This window comes from Mucilaginibacter inviolabilis (assembly GCF_011089895.1).
Classification (GTDB): Bacteria; Bacteroidota; Bacteroidia; order Sphingobacteriales; family Sphingobacteriaceae; genus Mucilaginibacter; species Mucilaginibacter inviolabilis.
The window spans coordinates 385,907-400,276 of the sequence record NZ_JAANAT010000004.1 but is presented as its reverse complement, the minus strand read 5'-3'; the positions used below and the strand labels follow the sequence as shown (position 1 = coordinate 400,276).

Below are 14,370 nucleotides of genomic sequence, written 5' to 3'. Positions count from 1 at the left end.
CCGCTTCGGCATTTTTCCATGTAAAGGCATTATCAGCCTATCCCTTCACGTAGATCACCTGCTTGGTTTCAAAAAACTCTTCTGAGAAATAGTCTTTAAGGTGATATTGTTGCACTTTCAGGCCAGATTCTTTTATTTCCTGCTCCAGATCGCCGCCCTTTAGATACAAAATTCCGTTAGGTAAAGTATTTTTGGAGTCCTTACTGAACTTACCGCGTACCCAGGGATAAAAATCTTTGAGTTGGGTAACCGCCCTCGATACCACAAAATCAAACTTTTCATCCAGCTGTTCGGCCCTAAGATGGGAGGCTTTTACATTAGTTAAGCCTAAAGCTTTAGCTACTTCCTGTACTACTTTTATTTTTTTACCGATAGAATCAACCAAATGGAACCGGGTTTCCGGAAATAAAATGGCCAGCGGAATACCCGGAAAACCACCTCCCGTACCTACATCCAGCACACTTTCACCCGGTAAAAAGGACATTACTTGAGCAATTCCAATAGAGTGAAGCACATGACGCTCATACAAAAGGTCGATATCTTTGCGGGAAATCACATTGATTTGACTGTTCCATAAGTTATACAACTCAGGCAATTGTTCAATTTGAGAACGCTGTTTTACGGTCAGATCCGGAAAGTATTTAAATATGATATCAGATGTCATCCCTGTTAAAACGATTAATGATATTACCCAGTAAATATCTGGCTCTAAACAATTGTGCCTTAACTGTACCCAATGGCAAATCAAGCTGCTGGGCTATTTCTTCATATGATAACTCATCAAAATAGCGTAGCGTAATCAGGTTTCTGTACCGGTGAGGTAAGCTTTCAATCAATAATTTAAGCTCCTGTGTTTGTTGTTTTTTGATTGATGTTTCTTCGGGATTCAAAACATCTGCCCTTATTTGTAATGGTTTTTCGTCCCCGTCATCATCGGTCATTCCATGAATAGATTGGGTATTGAGCTTCTTTTTACGGATAAAATCGATACAATTATTAGTAGCCACCCTAAACAGCCAGGTACTAAAAGCATAATCGGGTTGGTATTTATCCAGTTTTTCAAAGGCTTTGGCAAAAGTTTCAACAGTAAGATCCATCGCATCTTCCTTGTTGTTAACCATTTTTAAAACCATAAAATAAATAGAATCTTTATACCTGTGCATCAGATCGGCATAGGCCTTTTGATCCCCTTCACGAGCCCTTACTACCAGGTGAAAGTCATTCTTTGCATTATCGGTAAAATTGGCGTTTATTTCCATTGGGTTGTTTTTAAAAATGTCCCGATCAGCCCAAAAACATTTAAGTACATATAATATATAATATCAAAAAATGGCAAATACCATATCAAATCTTTACCGTCGAGCTTTTTAAATATCTTACTGTATATAACAAACTGTAATATCAGCCTGAAAGCAAACAAACCTAATGCCAGCCAGGGTTCATATTTAAAAACGAGTGCTATTATGAGCAAAATATAAAATAAAAAACCACTCATAGCGTCAAAGCTGAGCATTCGCCTGTGTTTATTTTTATACAATTTACCAACCCCCATATGTCGTTTTTTTTGTCTGTACCAGGAGGATAAAGTTGTTTTTGCGCTGGTATAAGTAAACGTTTCTGGGTGTATTTCAATAATGGTATTATCGGCGGTAGCATGCTGGTTTACGAACAGATCATCATCACCGGATATCACATGCATATGCGAAGCAAAGCCTTTTTGACTAAAAAATAACGTTTTGGTATACCCCAAATTACGACCAATACCCATATATGGGTCTCCATTAAGTGCACTGGACAAATAGTTTATGGCCGTTTTTATAGTCTCAAAACGTACAAACGGATTCAAGAAGTTACGGGTTTTATAATAAGGTGAATAACCTAAAATAATTTGAGCTTTAGTACTAAAATTAACCGCCATACGCGTTATCCAGTTTAGCGAAGCCGGTTTGCAATCGGCATCTGTAAACAGCATGTATTCATTTTTCGCGGCCTTTATTCCCAGGGTAAGGGCAAATTTTTTCCCGGTTTTAAAGCGGTCATGTTCGGTTATGGTAACCACCTTTAAATGCGGGTATTCGCGTTGCATATCATCCAAAACATCATTTGATGAATCATATGAACAATCATTAATCACTACCACCTCAAAATCGGGATAGTTTTGCTGCAGTATAAAAGGTAGGTTTTCCTGCAAATTTTTGGCTTCGTTGCGCGCGCTTATAATTACCGAAACAGGTATCAATACCTCCGGTAATTCTTCCGCGGGTTTATACCGGGAAAGGCGGCTATGGTTACTTATCAGGTAATACAGCTGAACGATAAAACACAGCTGAAAAAGAATGAAGAGCGCGTTATGTATATAAGTTTCCAATCAGTTATAATATCAGGCAAATTTGTTAAAAATCGCCGGAATAAAAGTGGCCAACATGGGTTTATTTCATGATTATTACACACACTGACCTGTTTTTTTCCACACTGGGCGGGGTAAGGATAAAGGAACAAGGATTAAAGATTATAAACGATGAGAAAAGATAACCTGCATAAAAGTAAACCTGTCGAATTTTTATCTTTTGTTTCTTAATCCTTGTTCCTTTATCCTTTCGTCCTTTATCCGCTTTATTTGCTAATTTTGCAACCTCAAAATGAAATTTAATTTAACAGCACAAGACCCGCTTTCAAAAGCCCGCGCAGGTGAAGTTACCACTGATCACGGCACTATACAAACTCCTATATTTATGCCCGTTGGTACCGCCGGCACTGTAAAAGCAGTACACCAGCATGAGCTTAAAAATGATATAGAAGCGCAAATTATTTTAGGAAACACCTATCATTTATACCTCAGACCAGGGCTTAATACGCTTGAACAGGCCGGGGGATTACATAAATTTAATGGTTGGGATGGCCCTATTTTAACGGATAGCGGCGGTTACCAGGTGTATTCCCTTACCGAAGTCCGCAAAATTAAGGAGGAAGGCGTTACTTTCCGTTCGCATATTGATGGTTCAAAACACCTGTTCACACCCGAAAATGTAATGGATATCCAACGCATTATAGGTGCCGATATCATCATGGCTTTTGACGAGTGCACCCCCTATCCATGCGATTATCATTACGCCAGGCGCTCTATCGATATGACCCATCGCTGGCTTAAGCGTTGTTGCGATCGCTTTGACAGTACCGAGGCTAAATACGGTTACAATCAAACTCTTTTTCCTATAGTACAAGGCTCTGTATATAAAGATCTGCGGGTAAAATCGGCAGAAGTTATCGCCTCTTACGAGCGTGAAGGCAATGCCATAGGCGGACTTTCCGTTGGCGAACCCGCTGAAGAAATGTATGCCATGACCGAAATCGTTTGCAATATATTACCGGAGCAAAAACCACGTTACTTAATGGGTGTAGGAACACCTATTAATATATTGGAAAACATAGCTTTAGGAATTGATATGTTTGATTGCGTTATGCCAACCCGTAATGCCCGTAATGGCATGCTTTTTACTAAAAATGGCATCATCAATATCAAAAATGAGAAGTGGAAAAATGATTTCTCTGCTATTGAAGATGACAGTGATTTATTTGCAGATAAGAATTACACGAAAGCATATTTACGTCATTTGATACACTCGGGTGAGATGCTTGGAGCCCAGATTGCTACCTTGCATAACCTGCATTTCTATCTTTGGCTGGTTAAAGAAGCGCGCAAAAAGATCATATCCGGCGAATTTTATAACTGGAAAAACGTCATGGTTAAGCAACTTGGCCAACGATTATAGCCGTTCATTAGTTCATTGGTTCGTCAGTTTATTAGTCCTTTACAATGTTAATAACCGCTCGAATGAAACCAATGAACCAATGGGCCAATGAACTAATAAATAAAAAATGAAGGCTTTTATTCACCGGTATCTGAAGGTTATTGACAGGTTTATCATGGGCAAATACCTGGGCACTTTTGTGTTTACCATGTGTATTTTTGCTGCGGTATCTGTGGTGTTTGATGTGTCTGAAAAGCTAGATAATTTTACCAATAAACACGCATCGCTTCATGATATCGTATTTCAGTATTACGCCGGGTTTATACCCTTTTACCTGAATATGCTATCGCCCCTGATTAACTTTTTGGCGGTAATATTCTTTACAGCTAAGATGGCTAATCAAACAGAAATTGTGCCTATTTTGAGTGGAAAAGCCAGTTTTAACCGCTTTTTAAGACCATATTTTATAGCCTCAACCATCATATTTATCGTATCATTTTTTGCCAATGTATACCTCATTCCGTTCACCAATCACTTAAAAAACGACTTTGAGAATGCCAATGGCATAACTGATAATGACCCAACCAAAATTGAGGTACATATGCAGATAGATAAACATACCTTTGTATATCTGCAAAATTACGACCCTACTGTGCATACTGGCTATCAGTTTATTATGGAAAAATTCAATGGCGATACCCTCCGTGAAAAATTGATTGCCAACCAGGTTACCTACGACTCCGTTAAACGGATTTGGTCGCTAAAAAACTACACTGTTAAGTATATAAATGGCCTAAAAGAGCAATATATCAACAGCTCTGTGCCCAAAGATACCACGCTTGATATGCACCCAAGTGACTTTGTGGTATATGATAATGTATATGCTGCCATGTCTTTAAAGGATTTAAATAAGAATATTGACAAGGAAAAACTGCGCCGTCCGGAGGTTTTAAATAACCTCTATTACGAAAAATACCATCGTTTTATATACCCTTTATCTGCTTATGTTTTAACTATTGTGGGTGTAGCTTTATCGTCAAGAAAGGTGCGGGGAGGTGTTGGTTTACCTCTCGGAATTGGTATTTTACTTTGTTTTACTTACATTATTGTAGAGAGATTTTCTATCGTATTCTCCATAAAAGGTGGTGTACCTCCTATTTTTACCGTCATGATTCCTAATACTACATTTGGTTTGCTGGGCTATTATTTACTCTTAAAAGCGCCAAAATAGTGGTCACAAAAAGCAATAAGGAGAGCCTTAACAAGAACCTGATCATCCTCCATTTCACTGTTTTTATCTGGGGATTTACTGGTATTTTGGGTAATTTGATAACCATTTCTGCAGTACAATTGGTATGGTACAGGGTGCTTATTGCCGTTATATCTTTGTTTTTATACTTCAATTTTAACAAAACAAGTATCAAAGTTGACAGAAAAACGTTCCTAAAAATGGCTTTTACGGGCGCCTTAGTTGGCGGTCATTGGGTGCTTTTCTTTGCTTCCATCAAGCTATCTACGGTTCCGGTAACGCTGGTTTGCCTCTCCAGCATCACTTTATTTACGGCAATATTTGAACCTTTATTGAATAAAACAAAGATCTCAAAACTAGAGATCATGGCAGGTTTGCTAATCATAACCGGCATTGTTTTAATATTTAAATTTGAATCACATTACACTAAGGGCATCATTACCGGACTCGTAAGCGCCGTTTGCGCAAGTCTTTTTTCGATCATCAATTCAAAACTTGTAAAGAAAAACGAAGCACCTATCATTGCTTTTTATGAGCTGACAGGAGCATTTTTTTGGATATCCATATATCTCTTATTGACCATTGGATTTAACAGCTCGCTCATTCTAAACCCAAAAGATATCGGCTATCTGCTACTGCTTGGCACCATATGTACATCACTTGCCTACGTTGCCGGAGTATCCGTAATGCGCGAACTTTCGGCTTTTAAAGTAGCCCTCATCACTAACCTTGAGCCGGTCTATGGTATCCTGATGTCGTTCATTTTTTTCGGTGATATGAATAAAATGACGATAGGTTTCTGGGTGGGAGCGGTCATTATTTTGTCTACAATATTCCTATATCCCGTAGCTCAAAAGCAAATCGCCAAACGAAAAGTAAGGTCTTAATTTTTCTTTTTCGACTCCCTTAGCCTGTACTTTTCCCTGCAAATACCCGGGCTATTTATCCCCCAGGTAACCCTCTGCATGGAGACAAAAAGCAGACCAACTCCTTCTGTTTTTGACGCCGACCTATCCCGATAGGGGATAGAAAGCACCCGATTTTAAAGGCCATTTTTAAGCCCTGTAAGCCATTATTATTTTTTGACAGGTTTAGCACCGTTTAAACATTCTTTCACACAACAGTCGCAAAATTCATTTTTAAGTTAGTGTACTAAATAAAAACTCAATCAATTTTATGAAATCTTTAGTTCTACCATTTTTATACCTTAAATTTTATCAAAAAAAATTAAAAACATAGATTAATTAAATTTTATAATAATTTAATAATCAAATATTTATTTGATTAATCAAAAGTAAAAGTTAAACAAAGAAGACCTAAGTAAAATATCAAAAAACTAAAAATATTAGCAAATAAAATTTATATACTTAAATAATCTATTTATATAATTTATATTCAGATAAATATATAACATTATATAAATAAAAAATACAGATTAAGGATTTAGGATAAAAGCTTAAGGATAGTGTTATGAACCTAAAAATTCAGAATGAAATAAAAAGGATACATCCTTCCCAGTTGTATACAAAAAATTAAATCCTGTGAAATTTTTCGAACTCTCAGCGAAGGAGCAAGAGCTTATTTCCGACTCTACGTCTGGCAATCCAAGAGGCAGAAAAGGTCAAAAAACAGAAGAGCAGAAATCATGGAACAGGGTCTTCATTTGGCGCTCATATTTTTTTAAACTGGCAGTTTTTCCTTGGTTGATTTTTTCACCTGGATTTAAATTCTCCCCTATCCAAAATCCATTTCGCTTTCTTCATAAAAACTGAAAATCATTTTCCCAGGTGCTTCCATTTCAAACACACCCTTCCCTCCATGTTTTTGAATTTTCACAAAGCGCCGGATGAAAATGATTTTTAATAAAGATTTAAAAACCGGATATTGTATAAACTGTTAAATCAAATCATCATGAGCATTAAAACAATCACCATAATAGTCATCACCATTTTGCTCACAGCCGCGCTGGCGCAAAACACAGATAGGGTTCCGTTCGCTTTTTTATTCGCGAATTTTTATGTTTCAAAATTGATGATGATGGCAGTGGTAGCCGTAGTAGCTTTTATTTTAGGCTGGCTTGTCGGCCGACCCAAGAAAGCAAAATTTGACATTGAAGGCTATCACGACAACATCCGCAAGAAAGAAGACCCCAATACACTAAGCGACGAAGACAGAGAATACATCAGCTAACAGCTACACAACAATTATGGAAAAGAAAATCGGCTTTATCGGCCTTGGTAACATAGGCATGCCTATGGCTCAAAATCTTATCAAGTCGGGCTATCACTTACAGGTTTATAATCGCACCCATTCAAAAACCGATGAGCTCGATCAGGCATACGTCACCAAATGCCAAACGCCTGCCGATGCATCCGAAGGAGCCCACATCGTGATCACCGTACTTTCTGACGATGATGTTCTGAAGGAAATAACTTTGGGTGATCAGGGCATATTGGAAAAATTACCTGAGCACGCGCTGCACATTTCCATGAGCACTGTTTCGCCCGAAACGTCTGAACAGCTTACCTTGCTTCATGAAGAAGCCGGCAACCATTATCTGGCAGCTCCGGTATTTGGCCGGGCCGAAGCAGCAGCAGCCCGCAAACTCTGGATCTGTGTATCCGGCAACCAACACGCCAAAGATACTGCCAGGCCGATACTGGATTGCCTTGGTCAGGGAGTGATTGATTTTGGCGAATCGGCAGGTGGAGCGAATGTGGTAAAAATTGCAGGCAACTTTATGATCATGGCTTCGATGGAGATGATGGCGGAAGCTTATACACTCGCAGAGAAGAACGGACTGGACAGGGCACAGGTAGCCAACTTTTTCGGATCGACGCTGTTCAACGTCCCCATTTTTCAAAACTATGGCCGGGCCATCGCCAACAAACAATATGAGCCGGTAGGTTTCAAGTCGAAATTAGGCTATAAGGACGCGCGTCTTGCATTTAAACTATCCCAGACAAGCCAGACACCCATGCCACTGGTGAACACTCTACACAGCCGCTTATTGAGCGCCGTAGCAAAAGGCTGGGGCGAGACTGATTGGATAGAGGCTATTGGACGTGGCGTAAGTGAAGATGCAGGAGTGTGATTTTTTATTTCGGATTTCGGATGTTCGATTTCGGATTTGGTAATTATGGATTTAAAGACATTGAGTTTTCAAATCGGCAAGCTTTCAAATCCTAAATCGAACATCCGAAATCCGAAATCTAACTACACATCGTAAAACACTTCATTCTCTGCTTCCAGGTGCCGCAGATCTGGTGTTTGCTCAAATATGCCAAACACCGAGGCTCCACTCCCGCTCATGCTGGCGTAGATAGCACCGGCTTCGTACAAGGATGCTTTAACGCCCCGTATCTCCGCGTGGTTCTTGAAAATCGATAGCTCGAAATCATTTTTAATATACCTTTTCCATTCAGTGATGGGCTGCTCTGCGATGAGATCAAATAATGATTCTTTTACCAGTGCAGGCTTCACCCCTCTGTAAGCTTCGGCAGTTGATATGTGAACATCGGGCATCACCAAAGCAATTTTATAGTTGGACAGATCCAACCTGATCGATTCAAACTCGTCGCCCTTCTCAAAAGCGAATACAGGTTTATTCTCGATAAAAAAAGCGCAGTCGGCACCAAGCTTGCGGGCATAACCCGTCATTTCCTCCACGGATAACCCCAATTCAAACTGTTGATTCATCAGCCTGATAAAATAAGCGGCATCAGCAGATCCTCCACCAAGCCCGGCTCCTATAGGAATATTCTTATGCAGATGAATACTCACCGGCGGCAGGTCATAATCATTTTTCAAAAGGTGATATCCTTTGATACAAAGATTATCCTCCGCCCTCCCGGGGATATCCAAACCGGAGGATTCAAAACTCAATTGATCACTCTCTACAACCTCAAGCGCGTCCTTGATGTTGATGGGATAAAAAATGGTTTCCAGATTATGATAACCATCGGGCCGGCGTTCGGTAATGTTGAGGCCAATGTTTATTTTTGCGTTGGGAAAAAGGATCATAGAAAAAAGACTAACACCGCGTGTATTTTTACACATCGGTTAGGATGTCAAAATTAGATTATTTTTCTTTGCCTTTTAAAATTGTTCATTGGTTTACCGGTTCATGAGTTCATTAAGCCTTCAAAACTTAATCAACTCAATCCAACCATTTACCCAATCAACTTAATCACAATCTACAAAATGAAACAGTATCTCGATTTGATGAGCCATGTAATGGAAACCGGCGCGCAGAAGCACGACAGGACAGGAACCGGTACGGTAAGTGTGTTTGGCTACCAGATGCGTTTCAACCTCAAAGATGGCTTCCCGATGGTAACCACCAAAAAGCTGCACCTTAAATCCATCATCCACGAGCTGATCTGGTTTTTGAGCGGCGATACCAATATCAGCTACCTGAAAGAAAACGGCGTTCGCATTTGGGATGAGTGGGCCGATGCCGAAGGCAACCTCGGGCCGGTGTATGGTTATCAGTGGCGTTCGTGGCCAAAACCCGACGGAGGTCACATCGACCAGATAACCCAGGTGGTCAATCAAATTAAAAACAATCCCGATTCGCGCCGCATGATTGTATCGGCATGGAACGTGGCCGACGTTAATCAGATGGCCTTGCCGCCTTGTCATAGTTTGTTTCAGTTTTATGTGGAGCCCCCAAACCTGGGCAAAGGCGAAACAAAAGGCAAACTGTCTTGTCAATTGTATCAACGAAGCGCCGATATATTTTTGGGTGTACCATTTAACATCGCATCTTATGCTCTGCTCACGATGATGATGGCACAGGTTTGTGATCTGGATTATGGCGACTTCATTCATACCTTTGGCGATGCTCACCTGTACAATAACCACATGGATCAGGCCCATCTGCAATTAAGCCGTGAGCCTCGTCCCCTGCCAACCATGAAGATTAATCCTGAAGTGAAAGACATCTTCGCCTTTAAGTTTGAAGATTTCACTTTGGAGAACTATGACCCATGGCCGCACATTAAGGCCGAGGTGGCGGTGTAGATTGGGTCATTGCTTGCCATTACTTTAAAAATTTGTAAATTTGAATATGACTTCGGTTCAAATAAAAAACGAAATACAAAAAGTACTTGACCAGGTACCTGAAACTGTATTACAGGATATTTTAGATTTTGTAAAAGAATTACAAACACAATCACCCGAGCAAATCAAGCTTGCTAATAATTTAAGAAAAATCCTTTCTGAAGATAAAGGCTTATTGCAAAGACTTGCTCAATGATCGACTTTCAAACAACTCTTTTAATCCACAATATTTTAATTGAAAAGTTTGGTGGCGTTAAAGGTATAAGAGACCAGGGAGGGTTAGAAGCTGCTATAGCCCGCCCCAATGCAACCTTTGACGGACTGGATCTGTACCCAGAAGCCATTGACAAAGCTGCCGCTATCTTTGAAAGTATTATCATTAATCATCCCTTTCTTGATGGTAACAAAAGAACTGCCTATGCTTTACTCAGACTGACACTTCTTGATTTTGAACTTGATATCTATGCCACTGAAGATGAAAAATATGATATGACAATATCAGCAAGTAAAGGAGAATTAAATTTTGATGGTATAAAATTATGGCTGGCTGAAAAAGTTAAGCAAATAAATTAAGCTACCAAGACTAATTAACTACTGAACCAATAACACTAATAAACCAATGACCACATCTATCATAGTTGCTACAGCCAAAAACCACGCTATAGGCAAAGACAATAAATTACTCTGGTACTTACCTAACGATCTGAAACATTTTAAGGATGTCACCACCGGACACACCGTAATCATGGGGCGTAAAACCTATGAGTCGGTTGGCAAACCATTACCCAAACGTCGTAACATAGTAGTAACCCAGCAGTCCATCGCTATTGAGGGCTGTGAAGTTGCAGGTTCTATAGAAGACGCCCTGGAGCTTTGCATTGGCGAGGAGGAAGTATTTATCGTTGGTGGCGCCCAAATTTACCGGCAAGCCATTTCACTTACCGACCGGGTTTACTTAACCGTGATCGACCAGGATTTTGATGGCGACACTTTTTTCCCTGAATTAGATCCACAGGAATGGAAAGAGACAGAAAGGGAAAACTTTGAACCCGACGAAAAAAACAAGTACACCTACTCCTTCATCACGTTGGAACGCAGGTAACATTTTCTGTCATCAAATTGTTTTAATTTAAAATTTCATGCTTGCGAAATTTTATTAGATTTGCCGTCTTATTTAAAAAAAGCTTATAAACTAATTAATTACATATTATAATTCGATGCAAGGTAAAGGGGTTATTAAATTTTTCGCCATTCTGCTGGCTGTAGTATGCTTATACCAGCTATCTTTCACGTGGGTGGCGCGCAAAGTTGAAAGTGATGCCAAAGTATATTCAAAGGGTAACCCTGAGAGAGAAAAAGCGTATCTGGATTCTATGTCTACACAACCGGTATATCCGTTGTTCAAACACAATTATCAATACGTTAAGCAAAGAGAATTAGCATTGGGCCTCGACCTTAAGGGGGGGATGAATGTTACTATGCAAATTTCGCTCGACGAATTGGTGAGGAAAATTGCCAACAACAATCCTGATGTGGTGTTCAACCAGGCTTTGGCTAATGCCGACAAATTACAGGCAAACGCGCAAACCACTCAAAAGGATTACATCACACTTTTTGTTAGTGAGTATGAGAAGCTGAATCCAAACGGTAAACTGGCTGCTATCTTTTCAACAAAAGACAACCAGGATCACTTAAAGTTTAACGCCTCTAACAGCGAAGTTACTGCTTATCTGAAAGATCAGGCTAACACAGCGGTAAAACAATCGTATACTGTTTTGAACACCCGTATCAACCAGTTTGGTGTTACGCAGCCTAACATTCAATTAGAGCAAAGTTCAAATCGTATTTTGGTTGAGCTGCCGGGTGTAAAAGAACCAGAACGTGTTCGCAAATTGTTACAAGGTTCTGCCAAGTTAGAGTTCTATGAAACCTATGATAATGCCGAGGCTTATCAATACCTGATCAATATTGACAATTTGCTGGCTGCAAAAAATAAAACAGCAAAAGCAGATTCATCAAAAGCCAAAGCTGCTACAACAACTGCTGCCGCTAAAACTGATACTGCTGCTAAAGCAGGTTCATTATTGAGTAAAGTTCAAAAAAATGCTGCTAAAGATACATCTGCAGCGGCATTAGCTAACAAAACGCAATTTACAGCATTGCACCCACTGTTTTCAGTGTTGTCTCCAAACATTGGTCAGGATGCAAGCGGTCAGCAGCAATTAGGCCAGGGCCCTGTTGTAGGCTATGCTCCACTAAGAGACACTGCTAAAGTTAACTCTTACCTGCATAGTGCCGATGTACAAGCGGTAATACCACGCAACCTGAAATTTCTTTGGGAAGTAAAACCACTAAAAAACAACAAGGACAAAGCATTTGCATTATACGCTATCAAATTAACAGGTGCCGACAACGGCCCGGTATTATCTGGCGATGTGATCAATGACGCTCGTGCCGATAATGATCCTAAGGGAAATCCGGAGGTTGTGATGATCATGAACTCAGAAGGTGCCCAGAAATGGCGTACCATTACTGCCGAGGCATCATCAGGCACTAACAAAAAAGCAGTAGCCATTGTATTGGACGATAATGTTTACTCTGCACCAAACGTACAGAATGAAATCTCAGGTGGTGTATCTTCTATCTCCGGAAACTTTACTATTGAAGATACCAGGGATTTGGCCAACGTATTAAAAGCGGGTCGTTTACCTGCTCCGGCTCACATTATATCAGAATCGGTAGTAGGTCCGTCATTAGGCCAGGAAGCTATTAGTGCTGGTGTTACATCAAGCATATTAGGCTTGGTTGTAGTATTGATATTCATGATTGCTTATTACAACCGTGCGGGTACCGTAGCGGTAGTAGCGGTTATCATCAACATATTTTTCCTGATGGGCGTATTAACCAGCTTAGGTGCTGTATTAACTTTACCAGGTATTGCCGGTATCGTGCTCACATTGGGTATTGCGGTTGATGCCAACGTATTGGTTTACGAACGCGTTCGTGAAGAGCTGGGTTTAGGTAAATCATTAAGAATAGCCGTAGCAGATGGTTTCAAACACGCTTTACCATCTATCCTCGATTCGCAGATCAGTACATTCTTAACTGGTGTGATCCTGTTTGTGTTTGGTTCAGGTCCGATACAGGGTTTTGCGACCACTCTGATGATTGGTATCGTTACTTCATTATTCTGCTCTTTGCTAATCTCAAGAGTTATATTTGAGTGGATGTTGGATAAAGGTTGGGATATCAAATTCTCAAACCCATGGAGCTCGCATACTTTCAAAAACGCCAACTTCAAGTTTGTAAAGAATCGTATTAAATTTTATATCCTTTCGGGCTCATTTATCGCCCTGGGTTTAATTTCTATCTTCACCCGTGGATTTAACTACGGTGTGGATTTTGAAGGCGGTCGTAACTATGTCATTTCTTTCCCTAATAAAGGCGTCACTACCGAAGCTATTCATGATGCTGTTGATGCTACATTGGGTCGTGGTACCGAGGTTAAAACATTTGGCGCCGACAAGATTAGCATCACTACCAACTTAATGATCAAGGATAACAATGCTGCAGCAGACGCTAAAGTAAGGAACATATTGGTACAGGCACTGAGTACCAAAGAGGCAACCCGTATAACCGATAAGGATATAGTAGGTTTTTCAAAAGTAAGCGCTACTGTTGCTGATGAATTAAAAACATCAGCTATCTATACCGTATTGTTCGCCATATTTGTGATCTCGGCTTACATCCTGATCCGTTTCCGCAAATGGCAGTTCAGTTTAGGTGCGATGGTTGCAACCGCGCATGACGCCTTACTGGTATTATCGTTCTTCTCCATATTCAAGGATATACTTCCATTCTCGCTGGATATTGACCAAGCGTTTATCGCAGCGATATTAACTGTAATTGGTTACTCTATCAATGATACCGTGGTTGTATTTGACAGGATCCGCGAGTTCCTGGAACTACACCATGCTAAAACTGACAACCCGGAAGAAGTAATTAACCAGGCAATCAACAGTACGTTGAGCCGTACTATCATTACTGCTTTAACTGTGGTATTCGTATTGATCGTGTTGTTCATATTTGGTGGCGACGTGATCAAAGGATTCTCGTTCGCTTTATTGATTGGTGTGATCTTCGGAACATACTCATCTATCTGCGTAGCTACACCGGTTATTGTTGACTTTGGTAAAAAAGACCTGAGATAAACTCCATAAATTTATTTATAAGGCCCCAAAGAACTTTTGGGGCCTTTTTTGTTTCTATTAATATCCAAACTGTTCAAAAAAGATACATTTGTTGCAT

14 protein-coding genes are annotated in these 14,370 nt (G+C 40.1%); 10 read left to right on the top strand and 4 right to left on the bottom strand.

The window, feature by feature from the left end; genetic code table 11:
- Positions 1-37: 37 nt before the first annotated feature.
- The 3 genes from rsmG to G7092_RS25275 are packed head-to-tail and all read right to left on the bottom strand — an operon-like array spanning position 38 to position 2,368.
- Positions 38-664: a 16S rRNA (guanine(527)-N(7))-methyltransferase RsmG gene (rsmG, locus tag G7092_RS25285; protein ID WP_166093951.1), complete on the bottom strand. Its 627-nt coding sequence runs from the start codon at positions 662-664 to the stop codon at positions 38-40.
- A complete protein-coding gene (locus tag G7092_RS25280) occupies positions 654-1,259 on the bottom strand; it encodes an RNA polymerase sigma factor (RefSeq protein WP_166093949.1) in 606 nt (201 codons plus the stop codon). Before G7092_RS25280 ends, rsmG begins: the two co-directional genes overlap by 11 nt.
- The gene (locus G7092_RS25275) at positions 1,250-2,368 is read right to left on the bottom strand and encodes a glycosyltransferase (protein WP_166093947.1); all 1,119 of its coding nucleotides are present in this window, start codon (positions 2,366-2,368) and stop codon (positions 1,250-1,252) included. Before G7092_RS25275 ends, G7092_RS25280 begins: the two co-directional genes overlap by 10 nt.
- 271 nt (positions 2,369-2,639) lie before the next feature.
- Here G7092_RS25275 and tgt point away from each other — a divergent pair, with 271 nt between their 5' ends.
- The 5 genes from tgt to G7092_RS25250 all read left to right on the top strand — a co-directional run bounded on the left by tgt (position 2,640) and on the right by G7092_RS25250 (position 8,092).
- Entirely contained in the window at positions 2,640-3,770 is a 1,131-nt protein-coding gene (tgt, locus tag G7092_RS25270; protein WP_166093945.1) for a tRNA guanosine(34) transglycosylase Tgt, read from the top strand.
- Positions 3,771-3,876: 106 nt separating this feature from the next.
- A complete protein-coding gene (locus tag G7092_RS25265; protein ID WP_202985416.1) occupies positions 3,877-4,980 on the top strand; it encodes an LptF/LptG family permease in 1,104 nt (367 codons plus the stop codon).
- Positions 4,977-5,885 (top strand): DMT family transporter, encoded by a 909-nt coding sequence (locus tag G7092_RS25260; RefSeq protein WP_438861468.1) that lies wholly within the window; start codon positions 4,977-4,979, stop codon positions 5,883-5,885. The genes G7092_RS25265 and G7092_RS25260 overlap by 4 nt, the downstream gene beginning before the upstream one ends.
- A 1,024-nt stretch (positions 5,886-6,909) precedes the next feature.
- On the top strand, positions 6,910-7,188 hold the full coding sequence (locus G7092_RS25255) for a hypothetical protein (RefSeq protein WP_166093940.1): 279 nt from the start codon (positions 6,910-6,912) through the stop codon (positions 7,186-7,188).
- Positions 7,189-7,204: 16 nt separating this feature from the next.
- Positions 7,205-8,092: an NAD(P)-dependent oxidoreductase gene (locus tag G7092_RS25250; protein ID WP_202985415.1), complete on the top strand. Its 888-nt coding sequence runs from the start codon at positions 7,205-7,207 to the stop codon at positions 8,090-8,092.
- A 122-nt stretch (positions 8,093-8,214) separates the two neighbouring features.
- Here G7092_RS25250 and ispE read toward each other — a convergent pair whose 3' ends face one another.
- Complete coding sequence (ispE, locus tag G7092_RS25245) at positions 8,215-9,021, bottom strand: 4-(cytidine 5'-diphospho)-2-C-methyl-D-erythritol kinase (protein ID WP_166094551.1); 807 nt, start codon at positions 9,019-9,021, stop codon at positions 8,215-8,217.
- 180 nt (positions 9,022-9,201) lie between these two features.
- On the opposite strand from ispE, the gene G7092_RS25240 reads away from it, so the two are divergent.
- The 5 genes from G7092_RS25240 (at position 9,202) to secDF (ending at position 14,273) form a co-directional block, all read left to right on the top strand.
- Positions 9,202-10,023 carry a thymidylate synthase gene (locus tag G7092_RS25240; RefSeq protein ID WP_166093938.1) on the top strand — a complete coding sequence of 274 codons (822 nt, stop codon included), beginning with the start codon at positions 9,202-9,204 and terminating at the stop codon, positions 10,021-10,023.
- 46 nt (positions 10,024-10,069) lie between these two features.
- Complete coding sequence (locus G7092_RS25235) at positions 10,070-10,258, top strand: hypothetical protein (protein WP_166093936.1); 189 nt, start codon at positions 10,070-10,072, stop codon at positions 10,256-10,258.
- Entirely contained in the window at positions 10,255-10,635 is a 381-nt protein-coding gene (locus G7092_RS25230; RefSeq protein WP_166093933.1) for a type II toxin-antitoxin system death-on-curing family toxin, read from the top strand. The genes G7092_RS25235 and G7092_RS25230 overlap by 4 nt, the downstream gene beginning before the upstream one ends.
- A gap of 46 nt (positions 10,636-10,681) precedes the next feature.
- Positions 10,682-11,164, top strand: a complete 483-nt coding sequence (locus G7092_RS25225; protein WP_166093931.1) for a dihydrofolate reductase — start codon at positions 10,682-10,684, stop codon at positions 11,162-11,164.
- Positions 11,165-11,279: 115 nt separating this feature from the next.
- Positions 11,280-14,273 carry a protein translocase subunit SecDF gene (gene secDF, locus G7092_RS25220; protein WP_166093929.1) on the top strand — a complete coding sequence of 998 codons (2,994 nt, stop codon included), beginning with the start codon at positions 11,280-11,282 and terminating at the stop codon, positions 14,271-14,273.
- The last annotated feature ends 97 nt before the right edge of the window (positions 14,274-14,370 follow it).

Bases quoted from the DNA above. Each gene is read 5' to 3' on its own strand.
- G7092_RS25230 (WP_166093933.1), top strand. From the start codon at position 10,255: ATGATCGACTTTCAAACAACTCTTTTAATCCACAATATTTTAATTGAA.
- G7092_RS25280 (WP_166093949.1), bottom strand. From the start codon at position 1,259: ATGGAAATAAACGCCAATTTTACCGATAATGCAAAGAATGACTTTCAC.
- secDF (WP_166093929.1), top strand. From the start codon at position 11,280: ATGCAAGGTAAAGGGGTTATTAAATTTTTCGCCATTCTGCTGGCTGTA.
- tgt (WP_166093945.1), top strand. From the start codon at position 2,640: ATGAAATTTAATTTAACAGCACAAGACCCGCTTTCAAAAGCCCGCGCA.
- G7092_RS25235 (WP_166093936.1), top strand. From the start codon at position 10,070: ATGACTTCGGTTCAAATAAAAAACGAAATACAAAAAGTACTTGACCAG.
- G7092_RS25225 (WP_166093931.1), top strand. From the start codon at position 10,682: ATGACCACATCTATCATAGTTGCTACAGCCAAAAACCACGCTATAGGC.
- ispE (WP_166094551.1), bottom strand. From the start codon at position 9,021: ATGATCCTTTTTCCCAACGCAAAAATAAACATTGGCCTCAACATTACC.
- G7092_RS25265 (WP_202985416.1), top strand. From the start codon at position 3,877: ATGAAGGCTTTTATTCACCGGTATCTGAAGGTTATTGACAGGTTTATC.
- G7092_RS25240 (WP_166093938.1), top strand. From the start codon at position 9,202: ATGAAACAGTATCTCGATTTGATGAGCCATGTAATGGAAACCGGCGCG.
- rsmG (WP_166093951.1), bottom strand. From the start codon at position 664: ATGACATCTGATATCATATTTAAATACTTTCCGGATCTGACCGTAAAA.
- G7092_RS25255 (WP_166093940.1), top strand. From the start codon at position 6,910: ATGAGCATTAAAACAATCACCATAATAGTCATCACCATTTTGCTCACA.
- G7092_RS25250 (WP_202985415.1), top strand. From the start codon at position 7,205: ATGGAAAAGAAAATCGGCTTTATCGGCCTTGGTAACATAGGCATGCCT.